General features: G+C 71.0%; 19 protein-coding genes. 14 read left to right on the forward strand and 5 right to left on the reverse strand.

From position 1 onward, the window contains the following. The first annotated feature begins 196 nt into the window (after positions 1–196). Complete coding sequence (gene aceE / locus BG418_RS34150; RefSeq protein ID WP_188277937.1) at positions 197–2,944, forward strand: pyruvate dehydrogenase (acetyl-transferring), homodimeric type; 2,748 nt, start codon at positions 197–199, stop codon at positions 2,942–2,944. A 66-nt stretch (positions 2,945–3,010) separates the two neighbouring features. Further along, positions 3,011–3,781 carry a potassium channel family protein gene (locus tag BG418_RS34155; protein ID WP_188277938.1) on the forward strand — a complete coding sequence of 257 codons (771 nt, stop codon included), beginning with the start codon at positions 3,011–3,013 and terminating at the stop codon, positions 3,779–3,781. Between the two features lie 72 nt (positions 3,782–3,853). On the opposite strand, the gene BG418_RS34160 is transcribed toward BG418_RS34155, so the two are convergent. Further along, entirely contained in the window at positions 3,854–5,452 is a 1,599-nt protein-coding gene (locus BG418_RS34160) for an MFS transporter (protein ID WP_188277939.1), read from the reverse strand. Positions 5,453–5,568: 116 nt separating this feature from the next. Between BG418_RS34160 and BG418_RS34165 the strand changes: the two genes are divergently transcribed. From BG418_RS34165 to BG418_RS34175, 3 genes are all read left to right on the forward strand, one after another. Continuing rightward, positions 5,569–6,228: a TetR family transcriptional regulator gene (locus BG418_RS34165; RefSeq protein ID WP_317453854.1), complete on the forward strand. Its 660-nt coding sequence runs from the start codon at positions 5,569–5,571 to the stop codon at positions 6,226–6,228. Positions 6,229–6,491: 263 nt separating this feature from the next. Continuing rightward, on the forward strand, positions 6,492–7,685 hold the full coding sequence (locus BG418_RS34170; RefSeq protein ID WP_188277940.1) for an alpha/beta hydrolase: 1,194 nt from the start codon (positions 6,492–6,494) through the stop codon (positions 7,683–7,685). Between the two features lie 147 nt (positions 7,686–7,832). After that, positions 7,833–8,696 carry a DUF4429 domain-containing protein gene (locus tag BG418_RS34175; protein WP_188277941.1) on the forward strand — a complete coding sequence of 288 codons (864 nt, stop codon included), beginning with the start codon at positions 7,833–7,835 and terminating at the stop codon, positions 8,694–8,696. A gap of 42 nt (positions 8,697–8,738) precedes the next feature. Here BG418_RS34175 and BG418_RS34180 read toward each other — a convergent pair whose 3' ends face one another. After that, positions 8,739–9,770, reverse strand: a complete 1,032-nt coding sequence (locus tag BG418_RS34180; protein WP_188277942.1) for an aldo/keto reductase — start codon at positions 9,768–9,770, stop codon at positions 8,739–8,741. A gap of 30 nt (positions 9,771–9,800) precedes the next feature. After that, positions 9,801–10,262 carry a MerR family transcriptional regulator gene (locus BG418_RS34185; RefSeq protein WP_188277943.1) on the reverse strand — a complete coding sequence of 154 codons (462 nt, stop codon included), beginning with the start codon at positions 10,260–10,262 and terminating at the stop codon, positions 9,801–9,803. An 87-nt stretch (positions 10,263–10,349) separates the two neighbouring features. Here BG418_RS34185 and BG418_RS34190 point away from each other — a divergent pair, with 87 nt between their 5' ends. Continuing rightward, positions 10,350–10,820: a GNAT family N-acetyltransferase gene (locus BG418_RS34190; protein WP_188277944.1), complete on the forward strand. Its 471-nt coding sequence runs from the start codon at positions 10,350–10,352 to the stop codon at positions 10,818–10,820. Positions 10,821–10,840: 20 nt separating this feature from the next. Then, a complete protein-coding gene (locus BG418_RS34195) occupies positions 10,841–11,653 on the forward strand; it encodes a serine hydrolase (RefSeq protein WP_188277945.1) in 813 nt (270 codons plus the stop codon). Positions 11,654–11,815: 162 nt separating this feature from the next. Here the strand turns inward: BG418_RS34195 and BG418_RS34200 are convergent, their stop codons facing one another. Further along, a complete protein-coding gene (locus BG418_RS34200; RefSeq protein WP_188277946.1) occupies positions 11,816–12,475 on the reverse strand; it encodes a pirin family protein in 660 nt (219 codons plus the stop codon). 92 nt (positions 12,476–12,567) lie between these two features. Between BG418_RS34200 and BG418_RS34205 the strand changes: the two genes are divergently transcribed. The 5 genes from BG418_RS34205 to fabF all read left to right on the forward strand — a co-directional run bounded on the left by BG418_RS34205 (position 12,568) and on the right by fabF (position 17,417). Further along, complete coding sequence (locus tag BG418_RS34205; protein WP_188277947.1) at positions 12,568–13,764, forward strand: CdaR family transcriptional regulator; 1,197 nt, start codon at positions 12,568–12,570, stop codon at positions 13,762–13,764. An 89-nt stretch (positions 13,765–13,853) separates the two neighbouring features. Continuing rightward, positions 13,854–14,768: an ACP S-malonyltransferase gene (locus BG418_RS34210; RefSeq protein ID WP_188277948.1), complete on the forward strand. Its 915-nt coding sequence runs from the start codon at positions 13,854–13,856 to the stop codon at positions 14,766–14,768. Between the two features lie 13 nt (positions 14,769–14,781). Continuing rightward, positions 14,782–15,777: a ketoacyl-ACP synthase III gene (locus BG418_RS34215; RefSeq protein WP_188277949.1), complete on the forward strand. Its 996-nt coding sequence runs from the start codon at positions 14,782–14,784 to the stop codon at positions 15,775–15,777. 56 nt (positions 15,778–15,833) lie between these two features. Continuing rightward, positions 15,834–16,082, forward strand: a complete 249-nt coding sequence (locus tag BG418_RS34220) for an acyl carrier protein (protein ID WP_188277950.1) — start codon at positions 15,834–15,836, stop codon at positions 16,080–16,082. Between the two features lie 72 nt (positions 16,083–16,154). Continuing rightward, on the forward strand, positions 16,155–17,417 hold the full coding sequence (gene fabF / locus BG418_RS34225; RefSeq protein ID WP_188277951.1) for a beta-ketoacyl-ACP synthase II: 1,263 nt from the start codon (positions 16,155–16,157) through the stop codon (positions 17,415–17,417). A 69-nt stretch (positions 17,418–17,486) separates the two neighbouring features. On the opposite strand, the gene BG418_RS34230 is transcribed toward fabF, so the two are convergent. Beyond that, the gene (locus BG418_RS34230; protein ID WP_188277952.1) at positions 17,487–17,981 is read right to left on the reverse strand and encodes a DUF3145 domain-containing protein; all 495 of its coding nucleotides are present in this window, start codon (positions 17,979–17,981) and stop codon (positions 17,487–17,489) included. A 315-nt stretch (positions 17,982–18,296) separates the two neighbouring features. Here BG418_RS34230 and BG418_RS34235 point away from each other — a divergent pair, with 315 nt between their 5' ends. Next, entirely contained in the window at positions 18,297–19,220 is a 924-nt protein-coding gene (locus BG418_RS34235) for an SGNH/GDSL hydrolase family protein (RefSeq protein WP_188277953.1), read from the forward strand. Positions 19,221–19,255: 35 nt separating this feature from the next. Further along, positions 19,256–20,185 (forward strand): aldose epimerase family protein, encoded by a 930-nt coding sequence (locus tag BG418_RS34240; RefSeq protein WP_188278333.1) that lies wholly within the window; start codon positions 19,256–19,258, stop codon positions 20,183–20,185. Positions 20,186–20,238: the final 53 nt, after the last annotated feature.

Below are 20,238 nucleotides of genomic sequence, written 5' to 3' on the forward strand. Positions count from 1 at the left end.
ATGCTTCTGCGCCCTGCGTACGCCAATCGTGGTCACGCCCCCTTTGGGGAACACGCTGACGGCTTGGGCGTAAGGTTGCGATTTGGGCTGCCGTACATCCCGTTACCCCTCGGTAGAGATGACGTTTGCGTCCCCGCGGTCCACGATGGGATGCGGCGCACCACACCCGCACGCCCCCCGACAGCGAAGGAACAGCGTGGCTTCCGGATCCGATCGCAACCCGATCATCATTGGCGGCCTTCCCAGCCAGGTCCCGGACTTCGATCCGGAGGAGACCGAGGAATGGCTCGCCTCCCTGGACGCGGCGGTCGACGAGCGGGGCCGTGAGCGCGCCCGCTATCTGATGCTCCGCCTCATCGAGCGCGCCCGCGAGAAGCGCGTGGCCGTGCCGGAGATGCGCAGCACGGACTACGTCAACACGATCGCCACCAAGGACGAACCGTTCTTCCCCGGCAACGAGGAGATCGAGCGCAAGGTCCTCAACGCGACCCGCTGGAACGCCGCGGTCATGGTCTCGCGCGCCCAGCGCCCGGGCATCGGGGTCGGCGGCCACATCGCCACCTTCGCCTCCTCCGCCTCCCTCTACGACGTGGGCTTCAACCACTTCTTCCGGGGCAAGGACGACGGCAAGGGGGGCGACCAGATCTTCTTCCAGGGGCACGCCTCCCCCGGCATCTACGCGCGCGCCTACCTTCTGGACCGCCTCTCGGAGCAGCAGCTCGACGCGTTCCGCCAGGAGAAGTCCAAGGCGCCGTACGGCCTGTCGTCGTATCCGCACCCGCGTCTGATGCCGGACTTCTGGGAGTTCCCGACCGTCTCGATGGGCCTCGGCCCGCTCGGCGCGATCTACCAGGCCCGGATGAACCGCTACATGGAGGCGCGCGGCATCGCCGACACCTCCGACTCGCATGTGTGGGCCTACCTCGGCGACGGCGAGATGGACGAGCCGGAGTCGCTCGGCCAGCTCTCCATCGCCGCCCGCGAGAACCTGGACAACCTCACCTTCGTCGTCAACTGCAACCTCCAGCGCCTCGACGGCCCGGTGCGCGGCAACGGCAAGGTCATCCAGGAGCTGGAGTCGCAGTTCCGGGGCGCCGGCTGGAACGTCATCAAGCTGGTCTGGGACCGCTCCTGGGACCCGCTGCTCGCGCAGGACCGCGACGGCATCCTGGTCAACAAGCTGAACACCACGCCGGACGGCCAGTTCCAGACGTACGCGACGGAGACCGGCGGCTACATCCGCGACCACTTCTTCGGCGGCGACCACCGACTGCGGGCCATGGTCGAGAACATGACCGACCAGCAGATCCAGCACCTGGGCCGCGGCGGTCACGACCACAAGAAGGTGTACGCGGCGTACGCGGCGGCCAAGGCGCACAAGGGCCAGCCGACCGTGATCCTGGCGCAGACCGTCAAGGGCTGGACGCTGGGCCCCAACTTCGAGGGCCGCAACGCGACCCACCAGATGAAGAAGCTGACGGTCGAGGACCTCAAGCGCTTCCGCGACCGGCTGCACATCCCGATCACGGACGCCCAGTTGGAGGCCGGCGCGCCGCCGTACTACCACCCGGGCCGCAACTCCGAAGAGATCCAGTACATGCACGACCGCCGCAAGGGTCTGGGCGGTTACGTGCCGACCCGTGTGGTGCGCGCCAAGCCCCTGCCGCTGCCCGAGGACAAGACGTACGCGGCCGCCAAGAAGGGCTCGGGTCAGCAGTCGATCGCCACCACCATGGCGTTCGTCCGCATCCTGAAGGACCTCATGCGGGACAAGGAGATCGGCAAGCGGTTCGTGCTGATCGCGCCGGACGAGTACCGCACGTTCGGCATGGACGCGTTCTTCCCGAGCGCCAAGATCTACAACCCGCTCGGCCAGCAGTACGAGGCCGTCGACCGCGATCTGCTCCTCGCCTACAAGGAGTCGCCGACCGGTCAGATGCTGCACGACGGCATCTCCGAGGCGGGCTGCACGGCCTCGCTGATCGCCGCGGGCTCGGCGTACGCCACGCACGGCGAGCCGCTGATCCCGGTGTACGTCTTCTACTCGATGTTCGGATTCCAGCGCACCGGCGACCAGTTCTGGCAGATGGCCGACCAGCTGTCGCGCGGTTTCGTCCTGGGCGCGACCGCCGGGCGTACGACGCTGACCGGTGAGGGCCTCCAGCACGCCGACGGCCACTCGCATCTGCTCGCCTCGACCAACCCGGGCTGTGTCGCCTACGACCCGGCGTTCGGCTTCGAGATCGCGCACATCGTGCAGGACGGTCTGCGCCGGATGTACGGCGAGACCGCCGACGGCAAGCCGGGCGAGGACGTCTTCTACTACCTCACCGTCTACAACGAGCCGATCCAGCACCCGGCCGAGCCGGCCGACGTCGACGTCGACGGCATCCTCAAGGGCATCCACCGCTACGCCCGGGGCACTTCGGGCACCATCCCGGCGCAGATCATGGCGTCCGGCGTGGCCGTCCCGTGGGCCGTCGAGGCGCAGCGCATCCTCGCCCAGGAGTGGAACGTACGGGCCGACGTCTGGTCCGCCACCTCCTGGAACGAGCTGCGCCGCGACGCCGTCGAGGTGGAGGAGCACAACCTGCTCCACCCGGAGGAGGAGCAGCGCGTCCCGTACGTCACCCGCAAGCTGTCCGGCGCCGAGGGCCCGTTCGTGGCCGTCTCGGACTGGATGCGGGCCGTGCCGGACCAGATCTCGCGCTGGGTGCCGGGCCCGTACACCTCGCTGGGCGCCGACGGGTTCGGCTTCGCCGACACCCGGGGCGCGGCGCGGCGCTTCTTCCACATCGACGCGCAGTCGATCGTCCTCGCGGTGCTCACCGAGCTCGCGCGGGACGGCAAGGTCGACCGCTCGGTGCTGAAGCAGGCCGTGGACCGCTACCAGCTCCTCGACGTCACGGCGGCCCACCCGGGCGCGGCAGGTGGCGACGCGTAGCCCGAACGCACAGCCCCTGGCGGCGGCGCGGCCTCACGGCCGCGCCGCCGCTTTTACGATGCGGACATGACGCAACTACCCGCACAGACGCGGTGGGAGCGGCTCACGCAGTGGCCGCTGCTCGCGCTGGCCGTCGCCTTCGCCCTCGCCTACGCCGTGCCCGTCGTCCACCCGGGAGCCGGGCTCGGTATACAGGAAGCCTGCGTCGGCGTGGAGTGGGTGGTGTGGGGCTCGTTCGCCTGCGACTACCTGGTGCGGCTCGCCCTGTCGGGGCAGCGGCTGCGGTTCGTCCGTACGCACTGGCTGGATCTGCTGGCGGTGGTGGTGCCGCTGATCCAGCCGCTGCGGCTGCTGCGGGTCGTCTCCACGCTGGCCCTGGTGGGGCGGCGGGCGCGGATGGCTCCGCAGATACAGCTGACCGTGTACGTCGGGGGCGCGGTGGTGGGCCTGTTGATGTTCGGCTCGCTGGCCGTGCTCGAAGTGGAACGCGACGCCCCGGGCGGGAACATCAAGACCCTGGGCGACGCGGTGTGGTGGTCGTTCACGACGATGACCACGGTCGGCTACGGCGACCACGCGCCGACCACGGGGCTGGGGCGGCTGATCGCGGTGGGGCTGATGCTGTCGGGCATCGCCCTGCTCGGTGTGGTGACGGCGAACATCGCCGCGTGGTTCATCTCCCGCTTCGAGCGCGACGGCGAGGAGGAGCGGCGCCAGACCGCGCTCCTGGAGACGCTGGCCCAGGAGGTGCGGTCGCTGCGCACCCAGGTGTCGGCGCTCTCCCACGCGCAGGAGCACGTCTGCGAGTGCGGCACCCGCAGCGCGCCCCTGCCGTGAGCGGCACTCGTGGCGTCAGCTGCCAGACCTGAACGCCCTTACACCGCAAGGGACTTGAGGACCCACGGGCCCTCAGATGTGCCCCGCGCCCGCCCCCGCCTCCGCGTTCTCCCCGCGCTTCGTCAGCATCGCGACCAGCGCCGCGAGCGCCGCCACGATGCCCGCGACCATGAACGCGGTGCTCATGCCGGAGACGAACGTGTCGTGCGCGACCCCCGCGATCCTGCCCGCGACCTGCGGCGGCGTACCCGGCTGAACCGGCGCGATGCCGACCTCGACCACCTTGGACGCGGCGGACGACTGCTCGGCGGTCAGGGGCGGAAGCTTCGCGTCGGCCCAGTTGTCCGGGAGTTCGGCGGAGACCCGGGAGGCCATCACGGCGCCCAGGACCGCCGTGCCGAGGCTGCCGCCGACCTGCATCCCGGCCTGCTGGAGGCCGCCCGCGACCCCGGACAGCTCCAACGGCGCGTTGCCCACGATGACTTCGGTCGCGCCGACCATGACCGGGGCGAGGCCGAGGCCGAGCAGGCCGAACCACACCGACATGGTGACCGTGCCGGTCCCGACGGTGAGTTGGGACATGCCGAACATGGCCACCGCCGTGCAGACCATGCCGCCGACCAGCGGGACGCGCGGGCCGAGCTTGGTGATCAGGGCGCCCGCGACGGGCGAGGCGACGATCATCATGCCGGTGAGCGGCAGCAGATGCAGTCCGCTGTCCACGGCCGACATCCCGTGGACGTTCTGCAGGTAGAACGTCACGAAGAACAGCCCGCCCATGAAGGCGAAGGCCATCAGGATCATCAGCACCGTGCCCGCCGACAGCGGTACGGAACGGAACAGGCCCAGCGGGATCAGAGGTTCGCGGACCTTCGTCTCCCAGAGCGCGAACAGGACGAAGCTGATCACCGCGGCCGCGATGAACCCCAGGGTGCGGCCGCTGCCCCACCCGTACTCCGAGCCCTTGATGAGCGCCCAGATCATGCAGAACATGGCGGCCGAGAGCAGCACGATGCCGAGGACGTCGAACGACTTCGGCGCGTTCTCGGCGCGGTGGTCGCGCAGGATCACCAGGCCGAGGACGAGCGCGAGCACGCCGACCGGCACGTTGATGAAGAAGACGGACTGCCAGCTGACGTGCTCGACGAGCACACCGCCGAGGATCGGGCCGCCCGCGGTGGACGCGCCGATCACCATGCCCCAGATGCCGATCGCCATGTTCAGCTTCTCGGCCGGGAACGTGGCCCGCAGCAGCCCGAGCGCGGCGGGCATGAGCAGCGCGCCGAACAGGCCCTGGAGCACGCGGAACGCGATGACCATGGCGGCGCTGCCGGAGAGCCCGATGGCACCGGACGCGGCCGCGAAGCCGACGACGCCGATCAGGAAGGTCTGGCGGTGCCCGAACCGGTCGCCGAGCTTGCCGGCCGTGATCAGCGAGACGGCGAGCGCCAGCATGTAGCCGTTGGTGATCCATTGGACATCGGCGAGCGACGCGCCGAGGTCCTTCTGGATGGCGGGGTTCGCGATCGCCACGATCGTGCCGTCGAGCGCGACCATCATCACGCCGATCGCCACGCTGATCAGCGTCAACCACGGATGGCCGCGCAGCCCCTTGACCGGCGCCGGGGATGCGTCCTGCGGCGTCTGTTCCACGGTGGTCTGACTAGTCATGCGTCCGAGGCTAGTGTCAGCCGCTGACACTTGACAAACAGTTTCACTAGTCGGTGGCTGACACATCGCCCACCGGTAGGCTGAGCCACCCAAAGTGACCGGAAGAGGACCTGTCTGTGACGGTGGAACAGCACGCGGCACCGCCCGCTCCCCAGCGCGGCCTGCGCGAGCGGAAGAAGCAGCGCACCCGGGACGCGCTGCTGCGCGTGGCCCTGGAGCTGTTCACCACCAAGGGGTACGAGGAGACGACGGTCGACGAGATCGCGGACGCCGTCGACGTCTCCCAGCGCACCTTCTTCCGCTACTTCGCCAACAAGGAGGCGGTCGTCTTCGCCGTGCAGGACACGGTCGAGGCGCACTTCGCGGCCGCCCTGCGCGCCCGCCCCGCCGAGGAGAGCCCCTTCACGGCGCTGCGCGAGGCCGTGATGGAGGCCTGGGGGACGCTGGAGGAGACGCTCCAGCCGATCGTCCCGGTCGCGCTCTATATGCGGACGTACCAGGTCATCGAGTCGACGCCCGCGCTGCTCGCCGTCCATCTGCGCCGCACCGCCGAGATGGAGGAGCAGAGCGCGCGGCTGATCGCCGAGCGCGAGGGGCTGGACGTCGACGAGGATCCGCGGCCCCGGGTCGCGGTGGCGGCGTTCACCGGCGTGATGCGGGTCGCGGGCGGCCTGTGGGGCCGGGGCGAGGACACGAACGTGGACGCGCTGCGGCAGCTCACCGGCGCCTACCTCGACCACCTCGGACCGGCGCTCGCGGACGACTGGCACGCCTGAAAACGCGCCGGACACGCCCGATCGTGGCGAGTGTCACCCCGCCCCCGTCCGGCCGTGGCGCGGATCACCGCACGGAACGCCGAGGTCCCGAAAGCGCGAGGCAGGGGCGGTGGCGCGCGCCGTACGCACCGGGCGCGCGCCGTACGGAGTGTGCGCCCGCGCGCGCGGTCGGTGACACCTCCTCAACCTCCACGACCTGCTCAAACGTGATCTGAGTCACTGTCACCCCAGTGGACCTCGTGGGCCTCCTACTCTGTACCGCAGTGACTTCCTTCGACTCCTCCCCCACACTCAACGTCTGGCGCGCGCTCCTGGCGCTCGCCGTCGTGTTCGTGATGCTCGGGACCTCGGGGTGGACCGCCGTCCGCGGCCACCAGGGGTCGACCGAGCCGCGCGCCGTCGCCCTCGCCGCCTGGGCGCGGGGCACCGTCAACGGCGAGAAGCTGCCCGAGGCGGACGCCTCCGCCCACCGGATCACCCGCTTCTTCGCCTCGCTGACGCCGGCCGAGCGCACCGATCTCGTCCATCGGTACCCGCTGGTCGTCGGCAACCTCAACGGCGCTCCGATCCCGCTGCGCTACGAGGCGAACCGGCAGGCCCTCGCCGAGGCGCGCGACATCGAGCGGGCCCGTACGCACGACAACCGGCTCTCCTTCGACGGCCGCCAGCAGGCGAGCCGCCGTATGCACCGGTTCGAGTCGCTGCTCGACGACGGCCGCCAGATCCTCGCCTTCGACCCCTCCGACAGCGGCCGGGTCGCCGAGGTCTTCGGCGATCTCGAACACGCCGAGCGGGTCTCGGTGATCATCCCGGGCGTCGACACCGATGTGCTGACGTTCGAGAAGAGCAGCCGCAAGTACACCGCCCCGGTGGGCATGGCGCAGTCGCTGTACGCGGCGGAGCGCGCGGCCGGTCCGCGCACCCGCACCGCGGTGATCGCCTGGGCCGACTACACGACGCCCGTCGGGCTCGGCATCGACTCGGCGATCGGCCGGCTCGCCGAGGACGGCGCGGTCCGCCTGGAGGCGCTGGTCCGCGCGCTGCCCGGCAACGCGCCGGTCTCCCTGTTCTGCCACAGCTACGGCTCGGTGCTGTGCGGCGTGGCCGCGCACCGGCTGCCGCCGCGGGTCGTGGACATAGCGGTCGCGGGCAGCCCCGGTATGCGTACGCAGAGCGCCTCCCACCTGGGCACCTCGGCGCGGGTGTGGGCGATGCGGGACCGGGACGACTGGATCTCCGGCGTACCGCATCTGGATGTCGCGGGGCTCGGCCACGGCGCCGACCCGGTGTCCGCCGGGTTCGGGGCGCGGGTGCTCTCGGCGGCCGGCGCGGTCGGCCACACCGGCTATTTCGAGCCGGGCACCACATCTCTCGCCAACTTCGCCGCCATAGGCGTGGGTTCGTACCAGTCCGTGAGCTGTGCGAGCGCCGACTCGCTCTGCGCCACGGCCTCCTGAGCTCCACGAAAGAGCTCGGGAAACGGATTTTCCGGCGGCGCCGGGGCCCTACGCGCGGAGAATTCGGCCCCGGCGCGACCGTGCGCACGGCATCGCGGCGGGCGCCGAGGGGGGACGCGCGGGCGCGCGCCGCCTACGATGAGGCGCATGGGTGATGTGCTGGCCGGAATTCATGCCACCTGGGAGTTCGAGTCCGACTCCGTACTCATCCGCTTCGAACGGGGGATCCGCGCGCCGAAGCTGTTCCAGGCGCTGCGCGAACGACGCATCCCCCACGAGGCGTTGGAGTCGGTGACGCTGACCCAGGGCAAGCGCGGCACGGTGGTGCTGCACGCGGTGCCGAGACCCGGCGCCGATCCGCTGATGGAGGCCGCGGCGGGACAGCTGAAGGACGGGTGCGACCCGTACCGCCTGGTGCTGCCCGCGGAGCGCGAGACGCTCGCGGAGTACTACGCGGACGAGCTGCGCGCGCTGCTCGGCCGGGACGCGGCCGAGCCGTCGGAGCGGTATCTGGTGGCCGCTCCCGAGCTGCCGCAGAACTTCAAGGCGTACGACGGCAGGGCGTCCTTCGACGGGCGGCAGGTGTCGTTCCGCTGGTTCTGGACGGGCGCGTCGTCGGCGAAGTGGAAGGCGGGCGACCAGACGTTCCCGGTGGCGTCGCTGTGCGGGGTCGAGTGGCGCTCGCCGGAGGTCTTCGACGGGTATCTGCGGCTGCTGCGGCGCGCAGCGGACGACTCCGCCCCGCTCCAGGCCGACCAGGACCCGGCCGCGGTCGTCTTCGGCCTCGGCTACGGGCCGGTCCATGAGTCGCTGCCGTTCGCCGCGGCCGTCCTCCAGGCGGTACGGGGTGCGGCCGCCGTACCCGTACCGGCGCCCCGGACCGCCCCCGGCCTGCGCGATCCCGCCGACATCGCCGAAAGGATCCGCCACCTCGGTGAACTGCACCAGGCGGGGCTGGTGACGGACGCGGAATTCACCGCGAAGAAGACGGAGCTGCTGGCGCAGCTGTGAGGGGTTCTCCCGGGGGCTCCGCCCCCGGGGCCCCCGCTGTGACTACCCCTCCCGGTTCACCGCCGTGAAGTCCATGTTCGCGTAACGGTCGCCCGACACCTGCTCCGCGAGCGGCTCAAGCACGGCCAACTCGTCCGCGCCGAGCGTGATCCGCGTGGCGCCCGTGTTCTCGAACAGGCGGCTCCGCTTGCGCGTACCCGGGATCGGCACCACGGACAGGCCGTGCACCTGGGCACGCTGCTGCACCCACGCGAGCGCGATCTGCGCGGTGGTCGCCCCGTGCACGGCGGCGATCTTGTGCAGCGGCGACAGCAGCGCGGCGTTCGCCTTCGCGTTCTCGTCGGAGAAGCGCGGATGGGTCCGGCGGTGGTCGTCGCTCGCCAGCTCCTTGCTCGCGTCGGCGAACGCGCCGGTCAACAGACCGCGCCCGAGCGGCGAGTACGGCACGAACGTCACCCCGAGATCGGCCGCCGCGCCGACCGCGCTGCGCTCGACGTCCCGGCTGAAGACCGACCACTCCGACTGGAGCGCGGCGATGGGGTGCACCGCGTACGCCTCGCGCAGCTCGGCGCCGGTCACCTCGCTCAGGCCCAGGTACTTGACCTTGCCCTCCGCCACCAGTTCGGCCATGGCGGCGACGGTCTCGACCAGCGGCACCTGCGGGTCGCGGCGGTGCATGTAGTAGAGGTCGATGACGTCGACGTCCAAGCGGCGCAGGCTCGCCTCGACGGCCTTGCGGATGTACGCCCGGCTGTTGTTGAAGCCCCGGTAGTGCGGGTCGTCCACCCGGCGCTCCAGCCCGAACTTGGTGGCCAGGGTGATCTCGTCGCGGTGCGCGGCCACGAACGGCGCCAGGAACTCCTCGTTGGCGCCGAACCCGTACACGTCCGCGGTGTCTATCAGGGTGACGCCCGCCTCGACGGTCGCCTCCAGCGTGTCGCGGGCCGCCGCCTCGTCCGTGTCGCCGTAGAACTCGCTGATGCCCATGGCGCCGAAGCCCTGGACACCGATCTGCGGGCCGTCGTTGCCCAGTCGTACGGTGGCGATCTTCTCGTTGCCCGCAGCGTTGCTCATAGCGGTGTTCTCAGCCGTGCTCATAGCCGTTCAGAACCTCTCCGACGCCCGCCGGGCGTCCGCGTAAAAGTTGATCTTGTGATCGAGGACGGCGAGCGTGTCCTGGAGCTCCGCCATGCGGACGACGACGTCGCGCCGGGTCTGCTCCAGGAGTTCCTGGCGCGCGTCGAGGGTGTGCTCCCCCTCGCGCACCAGCTCCGCGTACCGGACCATGTCCGCGACCGGCATCCCGGTCAGGCGGAGCTTGGACACGAAGGCCAGCCAGTCGAGGTCCTTGTTGGTGAACCGCCGCTGCCCGGTGTGCGACCGGTCCACGTGCGGCATCAGCCCGATCCGCTCGTACCAGCGCAGGGTGTGCGCGGTGAGTCCGCTGAGGACCGCGACCTCGCTGATCGTGTAGCGGTCCTGGCCGTCGGGGCGGGGGTGCGCCGGCGGGGTCTTGCACAGACCCACCGGCACCGGCTGCACAGGAATGCTCTCGATCACCGTCATGACCACCAACCTAGAACGTTGGAGTGCACTCCAAGCAAGCAATAAAAGCTGGGGAGTTTGGCGCGCGCCGGATTAGGGTCCGACCGCATGAGCCTCGCACGCCCCGCCACACCCGAAGACGCCGAAGAGCTGGTACGCCTGCGCAAGGTGATGCAGGACTCGATGCTCGGCGCCCCGCACCCGGACGTCAGCTGGCAGCCCGCCGCCGTCGCGACCCTGCGCCGCAAGCTGGCCGAGCCCGAAGGGGACTTGACCGCCTTCGTCGTCGACCGGCCGGACGGACCGGGTCTCGCGGCATCCGCCGTCGGCACGATCGAATACCGCCTCGGCGGCCCCGGCAACCCCTTGGGCACCACGGGTTACGTGTTCAGCGTCGCCACCGACGAGAGCATGCGCCGCCGCGGCTACTCGCGCGCCTGCATGGAGGGCCTGCTCGGCTGGTTCAAGGAGCGCGGCATCCACAAGATCGACCTGCGCGCCTCGGCCGAGGGCGAGCCGCTGTACGCCTCGCTGGGCTTCGTCCGCACCCCCGATCCCGCCATGCGGCTGTCCCTGTAGAACCGTTTAGGCTCGTACGCATGAAGAGCCTGGCGCTGATCGAGAACTGGCCCGTGCCGCACGCCGCGGCCGCCGTCGTCCGTACGGACGGCACCGTCGCCGGAACGCACGGCCCCACCGGGCAGCGCTTCCCGCTCGCCTCCGTCACCAAGCCGCTCGCGGCGTACGCGGCGCTCGTCGCGTACGAGGAGGGCGCCATCGAGCTGGACGAGCCCGCCGGGCCGAAGGGCTCCACGATCCGCCATCTGCTGGCGCACACCTCGGGACTCGCGTTCGACGAGCACCGGGTGATGGGGGCGCCGGGTGAGCGGCGGCTGTACTCCAACGCCGGGTTCGAGGTACTTGGCGACCACATCGCCAAGGCGACCGACATCCCGTTCGCGGAGTATCTGCGGCAGGCCGTGCTGGAGCCGCTGGGCATGACGTCGACGTCGCTCGACGGGTCGCCCGCGAAGGACGGCGTCTCGACGGTCGAGGACCTGGCGCGGTTCGCGGCGGAGGTTCAGGCGCCGCAGCTGTTGCATCCGCTGACGGTCGCGTCGGCGATGACCGTGCAGTTCCCCGGCACGAAGGGTGTGCTTCCGGGGTACGGGCACCAGAGCCCCAACGACTGGGGGCTCGGTTTCGAGATCCGCTCCGCCAAGTCCCCCCACTGGACAGGTAGTTCGTCCTCGCCGCGCACCTTCGGCCACTTCGGCCAGTCCGGCACGTTCCTGTGGATCGACCCGGAGGCGTCGGCGGCGTGCGTGGCCCTGACGGACCGGGCGTTCGGACCGTGGGCGGTCCGGGCGTGGCCTGCGTTCACGGACGCGGTGCTGGCGGAGCTCGCGTAGTTGGTCGTCTGCGGACCGTGCCGGGTTGCTCGCGCAGTTCCCCGCGCCCCTAACTGCCTAGGGGCGCGGGGAACTGCGCGATCAGCCACATGCGGTCCGCAGCCAAAAACCCGGCCGCCCGCCAAGGGCTTTCGGGAAGGGGCGGGGTGGGGGCCAAACCCCCTACACCTCGTTCAGCTCCCAGAACAGCAGCTCCGACCGCGTCGACGCGACCAACTCCAGGTCCCGCGCCTCCGCGATTCGGGCCGAGTCGCCAGGGCCGAGTCGCTCCCCCGCCAGGGAGACCTCACCCCGCACCACGTGCACGTACACACCGGGCGCGTCCGGCACCGCCGTACGCTCGCCCGGCAGCAGGCGGCGGACGTACAGCATCGCCCCCGCCGCGAGCACCGCGTACGGCGTGGAGTCGGCGATACCGCGGACGATCTCGTACGACGGGTCGCCGCCGGGGCGCTTCGGGGCGAGCCACATCTGGACGAAGACCAGCGGGCCGGGGCCGTCGTTGCGTTCCTCGTGCCGCACGCCCCCGGCCGAACTGAGGTGCTGGACGTCCCCGGCCCGTACGACCGTCGCGTGGCCCGCCGAGTCGCGGTGGGTCAGCTCGCCCTCGACGACCCAGGTGACGATCTCGGTGTGGCTGTGCGGATGCTCGTCGAAGCCCGCGCCGGGCGCGAGCCGCTCCTCGTTGCAGGCCAGGACCGGGCCGAAGCGCAGGTTGTCCGGGTCGTAGAAACGGCCGAAGGAGAAGGCGTGCAGGGACTCGATGCCGGCCGCCGCCTCGCCGCCCCGGTAGCGCTCGTCGGCGCGCCTCACGGAAATCACGGGATCCACGGTAGCCCCGGGCCCGGGGCGCTGAAACGCCCCGGCAACCCCCGGCCCGGCACGCACCCGTCCTGATAAGGCAGTCTTGTCCCGTGCCCGAACCCGAATCGCCACAGCCGCCGAACGCCGCCCATCCGCACGCAGCGACCCTGAAGCGTCTTGAGCAGTCGTCCGGCAGGCTCGCCGCGAACGCCATCGCCCGCATGGACGAGACGCTGCCGTGGTACCGGGCGATGCCGCCGGAGAACCGGTCCTGGATCGGTCTGGTCGCCCAGGCCGGTATCGCCGCCTTCACCGAGTGGTTCCGGCATCCCGAGACCCCGCAGGCGATCTCCACGGACGTCTTCGGGACCGCTCCGCGCGAGCTGACCCGGGCGATCACCCTGCGCCAGACCGTGGAGATGGTCCGCACCACGATCGAGGTCATGGAGACCGCGATCGAGGAGGTGGCGGCGCCCGGCGACGAGTCCACGCTGCGCGAGGCGCTGCTCGTCTACGCGCGCGAGATCGCCTTCGCCACCGCCCAGGTCTACGCCCAGGCCGCCGAGGCACGCGGTGCCTGGGACGCCCGGCTGGAGTCCCTGGTCGTCAACGCGGTGCTGTCCGGGGAAGCCGACGAGGGCGCGGTCTCGCGGGCCGCCGCTCTCGGCTGGAACTCCCCGGAGCACGTCTGCGTGATCCTCGGCACCGCCCCCGACGGCGACAGCGAGCTCACCGTCGAGGCCATCCGGCGGGCCGCCCGGCACGCCAAGCTCCAGGTCCTCACCGGCGTGCTCGGCGACCGCCTGGTGGTCATCGCGGGCGGCAGCGACAACCCGCTCCAGGTCGCCAAGGCCCTGATCGGGCCGTACGCGGCCGGTCCCGTGGTAGCCGGTCCCGTCGTCCCCGACCTGCTGGCCGCCACCCGGTCCGCGCAGGCCGCCGCCGCCGGGCTCAAGGCCTGCTCGGCCTGGCAGGACGCCCCCCGGCCCGTTCTGGCGGACGATCTCCTGCCGGAGCGCGCGATCGCCTCCGATCCGGCCGCGCGCGACCAGCTGGTGGAGGAGATCTACAGACCACTGGAGGAAGCCGGATCCGCGCTCCTGGAGACCCTGAGCGTCTATCTGGAGCAGGCGAGCAGCCTGGAGGGGGCGGCCCGGATGCTCTTCGTGCATCCCAACACCGTGCGCTACCGGCTGCGACGTGTGACCGACGTCACCGGCTGGTCCCCCTCCGATGTACGTTCCGCCTTCACGCTCAGGATCGCGCTGATCCTGGGGCGTCTGGCCGTCGGAGATCCACAGTCCTAGACTTTTGTCGGACACCCACAATTCCCCCGACGGTTCTTCGTCCCTGTCCCCACGGGCGAGCAGGGCCGTCCACAAGAGAGAGTGTGAGAGTGCTCGTACTCGTCGCTCCCGGCCAAGGCGCTCAGACGCCCGGCTTCCTGACTCCCTGGCTCGACCTCCCCGGCGCCGCCGACCGGCTCGCCGCGTGGTCGGACGCCATCGGGCTCGACCTCGTCCACTACGGCACGCAGGCGGACGCGGACGCCATCCGCGACACCTCGGTGGCCCAGCCCCTGCTGGTCGCCGCCGGTCTGCTCTCCGCCACGGCACTGGGTGACATCGCGCCCGGCGCGGTCGCCGGCCACAGCGTGGGCGAGATCACCGCCACCGCGTACGCCGGTGTGCTCTCCGAAGACGCCGCGCTCCGCTTCGTGCGCACCCGGGGCCTCGGCATGGCCCGCGCCGCGGCCGTCACCGAGACCGGTATGTCCGCGCTGCTCGGCGGCGAGCCCGAGGTCGTCTTCCCGCACCTGGAGAAGCTCGGCATCACCCCGGCCAACGTCAACGGCGCGGGCCAGGTCGTGGCCGCGGGCACCCTGGAGCAGCTGGCCGCCCTGGCGGCGGACAAGCCCGAGGGCGTGCGCAAGGTCGTGGCCCTGAAGGTGGCCGGCGCGTTCCACACGCACCACATGGCCCCGGCGGTCGAGGAGCTGCGCGAGGCCGCCGCCTCGCTCGACGTCTCCGACCCGAAGATCCGTTACGTGTCCAACGCCGACGGCAAGACCGTCGCCACCGGCGCCGAGATCGTCAGCCGCCTGGTCAACCAGGTTTCGAACCCCGTTCGCTGGGACCTCTGCATGGAGACGTTCCAGGAGCTGGGCGCCACCGCCATGATCGAGGTCTGCCCCGGCGGCACGCTGACGGGCCTCGCCAAGCGCGCGCTGCCCGGTGTGAAGACCGTCGCCCTGAAGTCCCCGGACGACCTCGACGCGGCCCGCGCGCTCATCGCCGAGCACGCCGGATAAGGAGCCGTAGCGCATGTCGAAGATCAAGCCCAGCAAGGGCGCGCCGTTCGCCCGGATCATGGGCGTCGGCGGCTACCGGCCGACCAGGGTGGTCCCCAACGAGGTCATCCTGGAGAAGATCGACTCGTCCGACGAGTGGATCCGCTCCCGTTCCGGCATCGCCACCCGGCACTGGGCCTCCGACCAGGAGACCGTGTCGGCGATGTCGGTGGAGGCCGCGGGCAAGGCCATCGCGGACGCCGGGCTCACGCCCGAGCAGATCGGTGGCGTGATCGTCTCCACGGTCTCGCACTTCAAGCAGACCCCGGCCGTCGCCACCGAGATCGCGGACAAGATCGGCGCGATCAAGCCGGCCGCGTTCGACATCTCGGCGGGCTGCGCGGGCTTCGGCTACGGCCTGACCCTCGCCAAGGGCATGATCGTCGAGGGTTCGGCCGAGTACGTGCTGGTCATCGGCGTCGAGCGGCTCAGCGACCTGACCGACCTGGAGGACCGCGCGACGGCCTTCCTGTTCGGCGACGGCGCGGGCGCGGTCGTGGTCGGCCCCTCCGACGAACCGGGCATCGCCCGTACGGTCTGGGGCTCGGAGGGCGACAAGTCCGAGACCATCAAGCAGACCGTGCCGTGGAACGAGTACGACTCGGCCGGCAAGTTCCCTGCGATCACGCAGGAGGGCCAGGCGGTGTTCCGCTGGGCCGTGTTCGAGATGGCGAAGGTCGCCCAGCAGGCGCTGGACGCGGCCGGAATCAGCGCGGACGACCTGGACGTCTTCATCCCGCACCAGGCCAACATGCGGATCATCGACTCGATGGTGAAGACCCTCAAACTGCCGGAGCACGTCACGGTCGCGCGTGACGTGGAGACCACCGGCAACACCTCGGCCGCCTCGATCCCGCTCGCGATGGAGCGGCTTCTGGCGACCGGACAGGCGAAGAGCGGCGACACCGCGCTCGTCATCGGCTTCGGGGCGGGTCTCGTGTACGCCGCGACGGTCGTTACCCTCCCCTAGGCACACCGGATCATCCGGATGCCCACAAACCCGTAAAAACACCGAAGGAGCGCCACATGGCCGCCACTGAGAAGGAGATCGTCGACGGTCTCGCCGAGATCGTCAACGAGATCGCCGGCATCCCCGTCGAGGACGTCCAGCTGGACAAGTCCTTCACGGACGACCTGGACGTCGACTCGCTGTCCATGGTCGAGGTCGTCGTCGCCGCCGAAGAGCGCTTCGACGTCAAGATCCCGGACGAGGACGTCAAGAACCTCAAGACCGTCGGCGACGCCGCGGGCTACATCCTGAAGCACCAGGCCTGATCTCAGGCACGGTCTGCCACCCGGCGGTGGCGCCGCTGTTTCACGCCTCTTACACACGTGGAGAAATTTCCTGTGAGCTCGACCAATCGCACCGTGGTCGTCACCGGTATCGGCGCAACCACACCGCTGGGTGGCGACACCGCCTCGACCTGGGAGGGTCTGCTGGCGGGCCGTTCCGGCGTCCGGCCCCTGGAGGACGAGCGCTTCGCCGAACTCCCGGTCCGGATCGCCGCCACCGCCGCCGTCGACCCGGGCGAGGTTCTGCCCCGCCCGCTCGCCCGCAAGCTGGACCGCTCGGCGCAGTTCGCGCTGATCGCGGCCAAGGAAGCGTGGGCCGACGCGGGTTACACCGCTCCCGCCGGTGAGGACCAGCCGATCGCCCCCGAGCGGCTCGGCACGGTCATCGCCTCCGGCATCGGCGGTGTGACCACCCTGCTCGACCAGTACGACGTGCTCAAGGAGAAGGGCGTACGCCGCGTCTCCCCGCACACCGTGCCGATGCTGATGCCCAACTCCCCCTCGGCCAACGTCGGCCTTGAGGTGAACGCCCGGGCCGGCGTGCACACCCCCGTCTCCGCCTGCGCGTCGGGCGCCGAGGCGATCGGCTACGCCGTCGAGATGATCCGCACCGGCCGCGCCGATGTCGTGGTCGCCGGCGGCACCGAGGCGGCCATCCACCCGCTGCCCGTGGCCGCGTTCGCCAACATGATGGCGATGTCCAAGAACAACGAGAACCCCGAGCAGGCCTCGCGCCCGTACGACAAGGCCCGGGACGGCTTCGTCCTCGGCGAGGGCGCTGGCGTCGTGATCCTGGAGTCGGCCGAGCACGCCGCCCAGCGCGGCGCGCGGGTCTACTGCGAGGTCCTCGGCCAGGGCCTGTCGGCCGACAGCCACCACATCGCGCAGCCCGAGCCGACCGGCCGGGGTGTCGCGGCGGCCCTGCAGAACCTGCTGGACTCCACGGACCTCAAGCCGTCCGAGGTCGTCCACCTCAACGCGCACGCGACGTCCACCCCGCAGGGCGACGCCGCCGAGATCAAGGCGCTGCGCAAGGTCCTCGGCGACGACATGGACCACATCGCGGTCTCCGCGACCAAGTCCATGACCGGTCACCTGCTCGGCGGCGCCGGCGGCATCGAGACCGTCGCCACGGTGCTCGCGCTGTACCACCGGATCGCGCCTCCGACCATCAACATCGACGAGCTGGACGACGAGATCGAGGCGGACATCGTGCGCGGCGAGCCCCGCACGCTGCCGGCCGGCTCGATCGCCGCGATCAACAACTCGTTCGGCTTCGGCGGTCACAACGTGGTGCTCGCGTTCCGTTCCGTCTGAGTACGCAGGCATACGTAACGCGAAGGGCCCCCACCAAGCGGTGGGGGCCCTTCCGCATACGTACAGGTCCTACACGACCTGGTGCAGCCAGCGGACCGGCGCGCCCTCGCCCGCGTACCGGAACGGCTCCAGCTCGTCGTCCCAGGGCTTGCCGAGGAGGCGGGCGATCTCGGCCTCCAGGTCGGTCTCGCCGCGCACCGAGCGGGCCAGGGCCGCGCGCAGCCGGTCCTCGGGGATCAGGATGTCGCCGTGGATGCCGGTGACCGCGTGGAAGATGCCCAGGTCGGGCGTGGCGCTGTAGCGCTCGCCCTCGGCTCTCGCGCACGGCTCGGCCGTGACCTCGAAGCGCAGCATCTGCCAGCCGCGCAGCGCGGAGGCGAGCTTGGAGGCCGTGCCGGTCTCGGCCTGCCAGGAGAACTCGGCTCTCCAGGTGCCCGGCGAGGCGGGCTGGCGGATCCAGTCGAGCTGGACGCGCACACCGAGAACGCCCGCCACCGCCCATTCGACGTGCGGGCACAGCGCGCGCGGGGCGGAGTGGATGTACAGAACTCCACGTGTCGTCACCGGGACCTCCAGTGCGGTTCGAGGTTCGCCTTCCCCAGCGGCCTCGCGCCCCTACCGGTCTCGGTCAGGACAGCACCTGACATTCTGCCCCGGGGATCAACAGTAAACAGCATCGGGAGGTAATCTCCTGAAAGGGGACAGTATGTGACGTGATGTAATTTACCGGAGCCGTCTGGCGTGGTTCCTCTGGCTGGACGGGCCAAAGCTACCGCGCGGAGCGGACAGAAGGGTGTCGTACGGTCGGTCCTGGGCCCGGGAAACACGAAGCTTTCACTCGCCAGGACGCCGACCGCACCCGTAGGGAGGGGACCGGGGATGGACCAGGGGACGTTGCCGACGCGCCGAAGCCGCCCCGCGCGGGCCCGTACGGCCGCCGCGGCCCTCGTGGCGACCGCCCTCGCGGTCACGGCGGGCTGTACGAGCTCGGGCGCGCCGGGCACCTCGCACGCGCAGGCTCCCAACAAGCCCGCGCCGACGCCGACCGTGCACTGGAACCCGCGCCCCGCCTCCATCGCGGCCGTCGGCGACTCCATCACCCGCGGCTTCGACGCCTGCATGGTGCTTTCCGACTGCCCCGAGGCGTCCTGGGCGACCGGCACCGACACCGATGTGCAATCGCTCGCGAGCCGGCTGCTCGGCGAGCAGTCGGCCGCCGACCGCAGCTGGAACTACGCCAAGACCGGCGCCCGGATGGCGGACCTGCCGGGCCAGCTGACCCGGGCCGCCGCCCACCGCCCCGAACTGGTCACGGTCATGGTCGGCGGCAACGACGCCTGCCGGGACTCGGTGGACGGCATGACGTCGGTGGACGACTTCAAGGCGGGCTTCGAGACGTCCCTGCGCCAGCTGCGCAGCACGCTGCCCAAGACCCAGGTGTACGTGTCGAGCGTGCCGGACCTCAAGCGCCTGTGGTCGACCGGGCGCGGCAACGCCCTGGGCAAGCAGATCTGGAAGCTCGGCATCTGCCGCTCGATGCTGAGCGACGCGGACGACCTGGGGGCGGCGGCGGTCGAGCGGCGCGACGCGGTGTACCAGCGGGTGGTGGCGTACAACAAGGCGCTGAAGGACGTCTGCGCGAAGGACCGTTACTGCCGTTACGACGGAGGCGCGGTCTTCGACTTCCGCTTCACGGACGACCAGTTGAGCCACTGGGACTGGTTCCACCCCAGCAAGGACGGCCAGGGCCGGCTCGCCGAGATCGCCTACCGCAATGTGACGGCGGCGCGGCCGCCCGCGTAGTGACATGACGGCCCCGGACTCCGCTTAGGCTTCCGATCATGGAACTCTTCGGGACCCTCGACGACGGTACGGCCGTGCACCGCTGGACGCTGGAGCGCGGCGGTACGCGCGTGCGCGTGCTGACGTACGGCGGGATCCTGCAGTCGGTCGAGATCCCGGACCGGGACGGGGTCCTGGACGAGGTGACCCTCGGCTACGACAAGGTGGGCGGCTATCTGGCGGACCCCGCCCCGTACTACGGAGCCCTGGTGGGCCGGTACGCGAACCGCATCGCACACGGTTCGTTCGTCCTGGACGGCGTCCGCCACGACCTGGCCCGCAACGGCGGCCCGCACAGCCTGCACGGCGGCGAGCGCGGTTTCGACAAGCGGGTGTGGGACGCGGAGGCCGTTTCGCCGTACGGGGTGCGGCTCTCGCGTGTGTCCCCGGACGGGGAGGAGGGCTTCCCCGGCCGCCTCGACCTGTCGGTGACGTACGAGCTGGACGCGACGGGGGCGCTGCGCATCGGCTACGAGGCGGCGGTGAGCGAGGCGGCGACGGTGGTGAACCTGACGAACCACGCGTACTGGCAGCTGGGCCCCGGCCCGCACGCGCTGCGGGTGAACGCCGAGCGGTACACCCCGGTGGACGCGACCTGCATCCCGACGGGCGAGTTGGCGCCGGTGGCGGGGACCCGGTTCGACCTGCGCGAGGCGCGGGTGGTGGACACCGCGTACGACCACAACTTCGTGCTCGACGGGGAGGCCACGGCCGCCGAGCTGTACTGCCCCGCCTCGGGCCGGCTCTTGACGGTGACGACGTCGGAGCCGGGCCTCCAGGTGTTCACCGGCGGCCCCCGGGGCGGGGTCGCCCTGGAGACCCAGCACTTCCCGGACTCCCCCAACCGCCCGGAGTTCCCGAGCACGGTGGTGCGCCCGGGCGAGGTGTACAGGTCCCAGACGGTGTACGGGTTCGGCGTGCGCTAGGCCACTGAGTCCCCTCCGCCTCCCCAGTCGCCTCGAATCCCCCTGTTCACAGG

Source organism: Streptomyces sp. CBMA152 (genome assembly GCF_014596475.1).
Classification (GTDB): Bacteria; Actinomycetota; Actinomycetes; order Streptomycetales; family Streptomycetaceae; genus Streptomyces.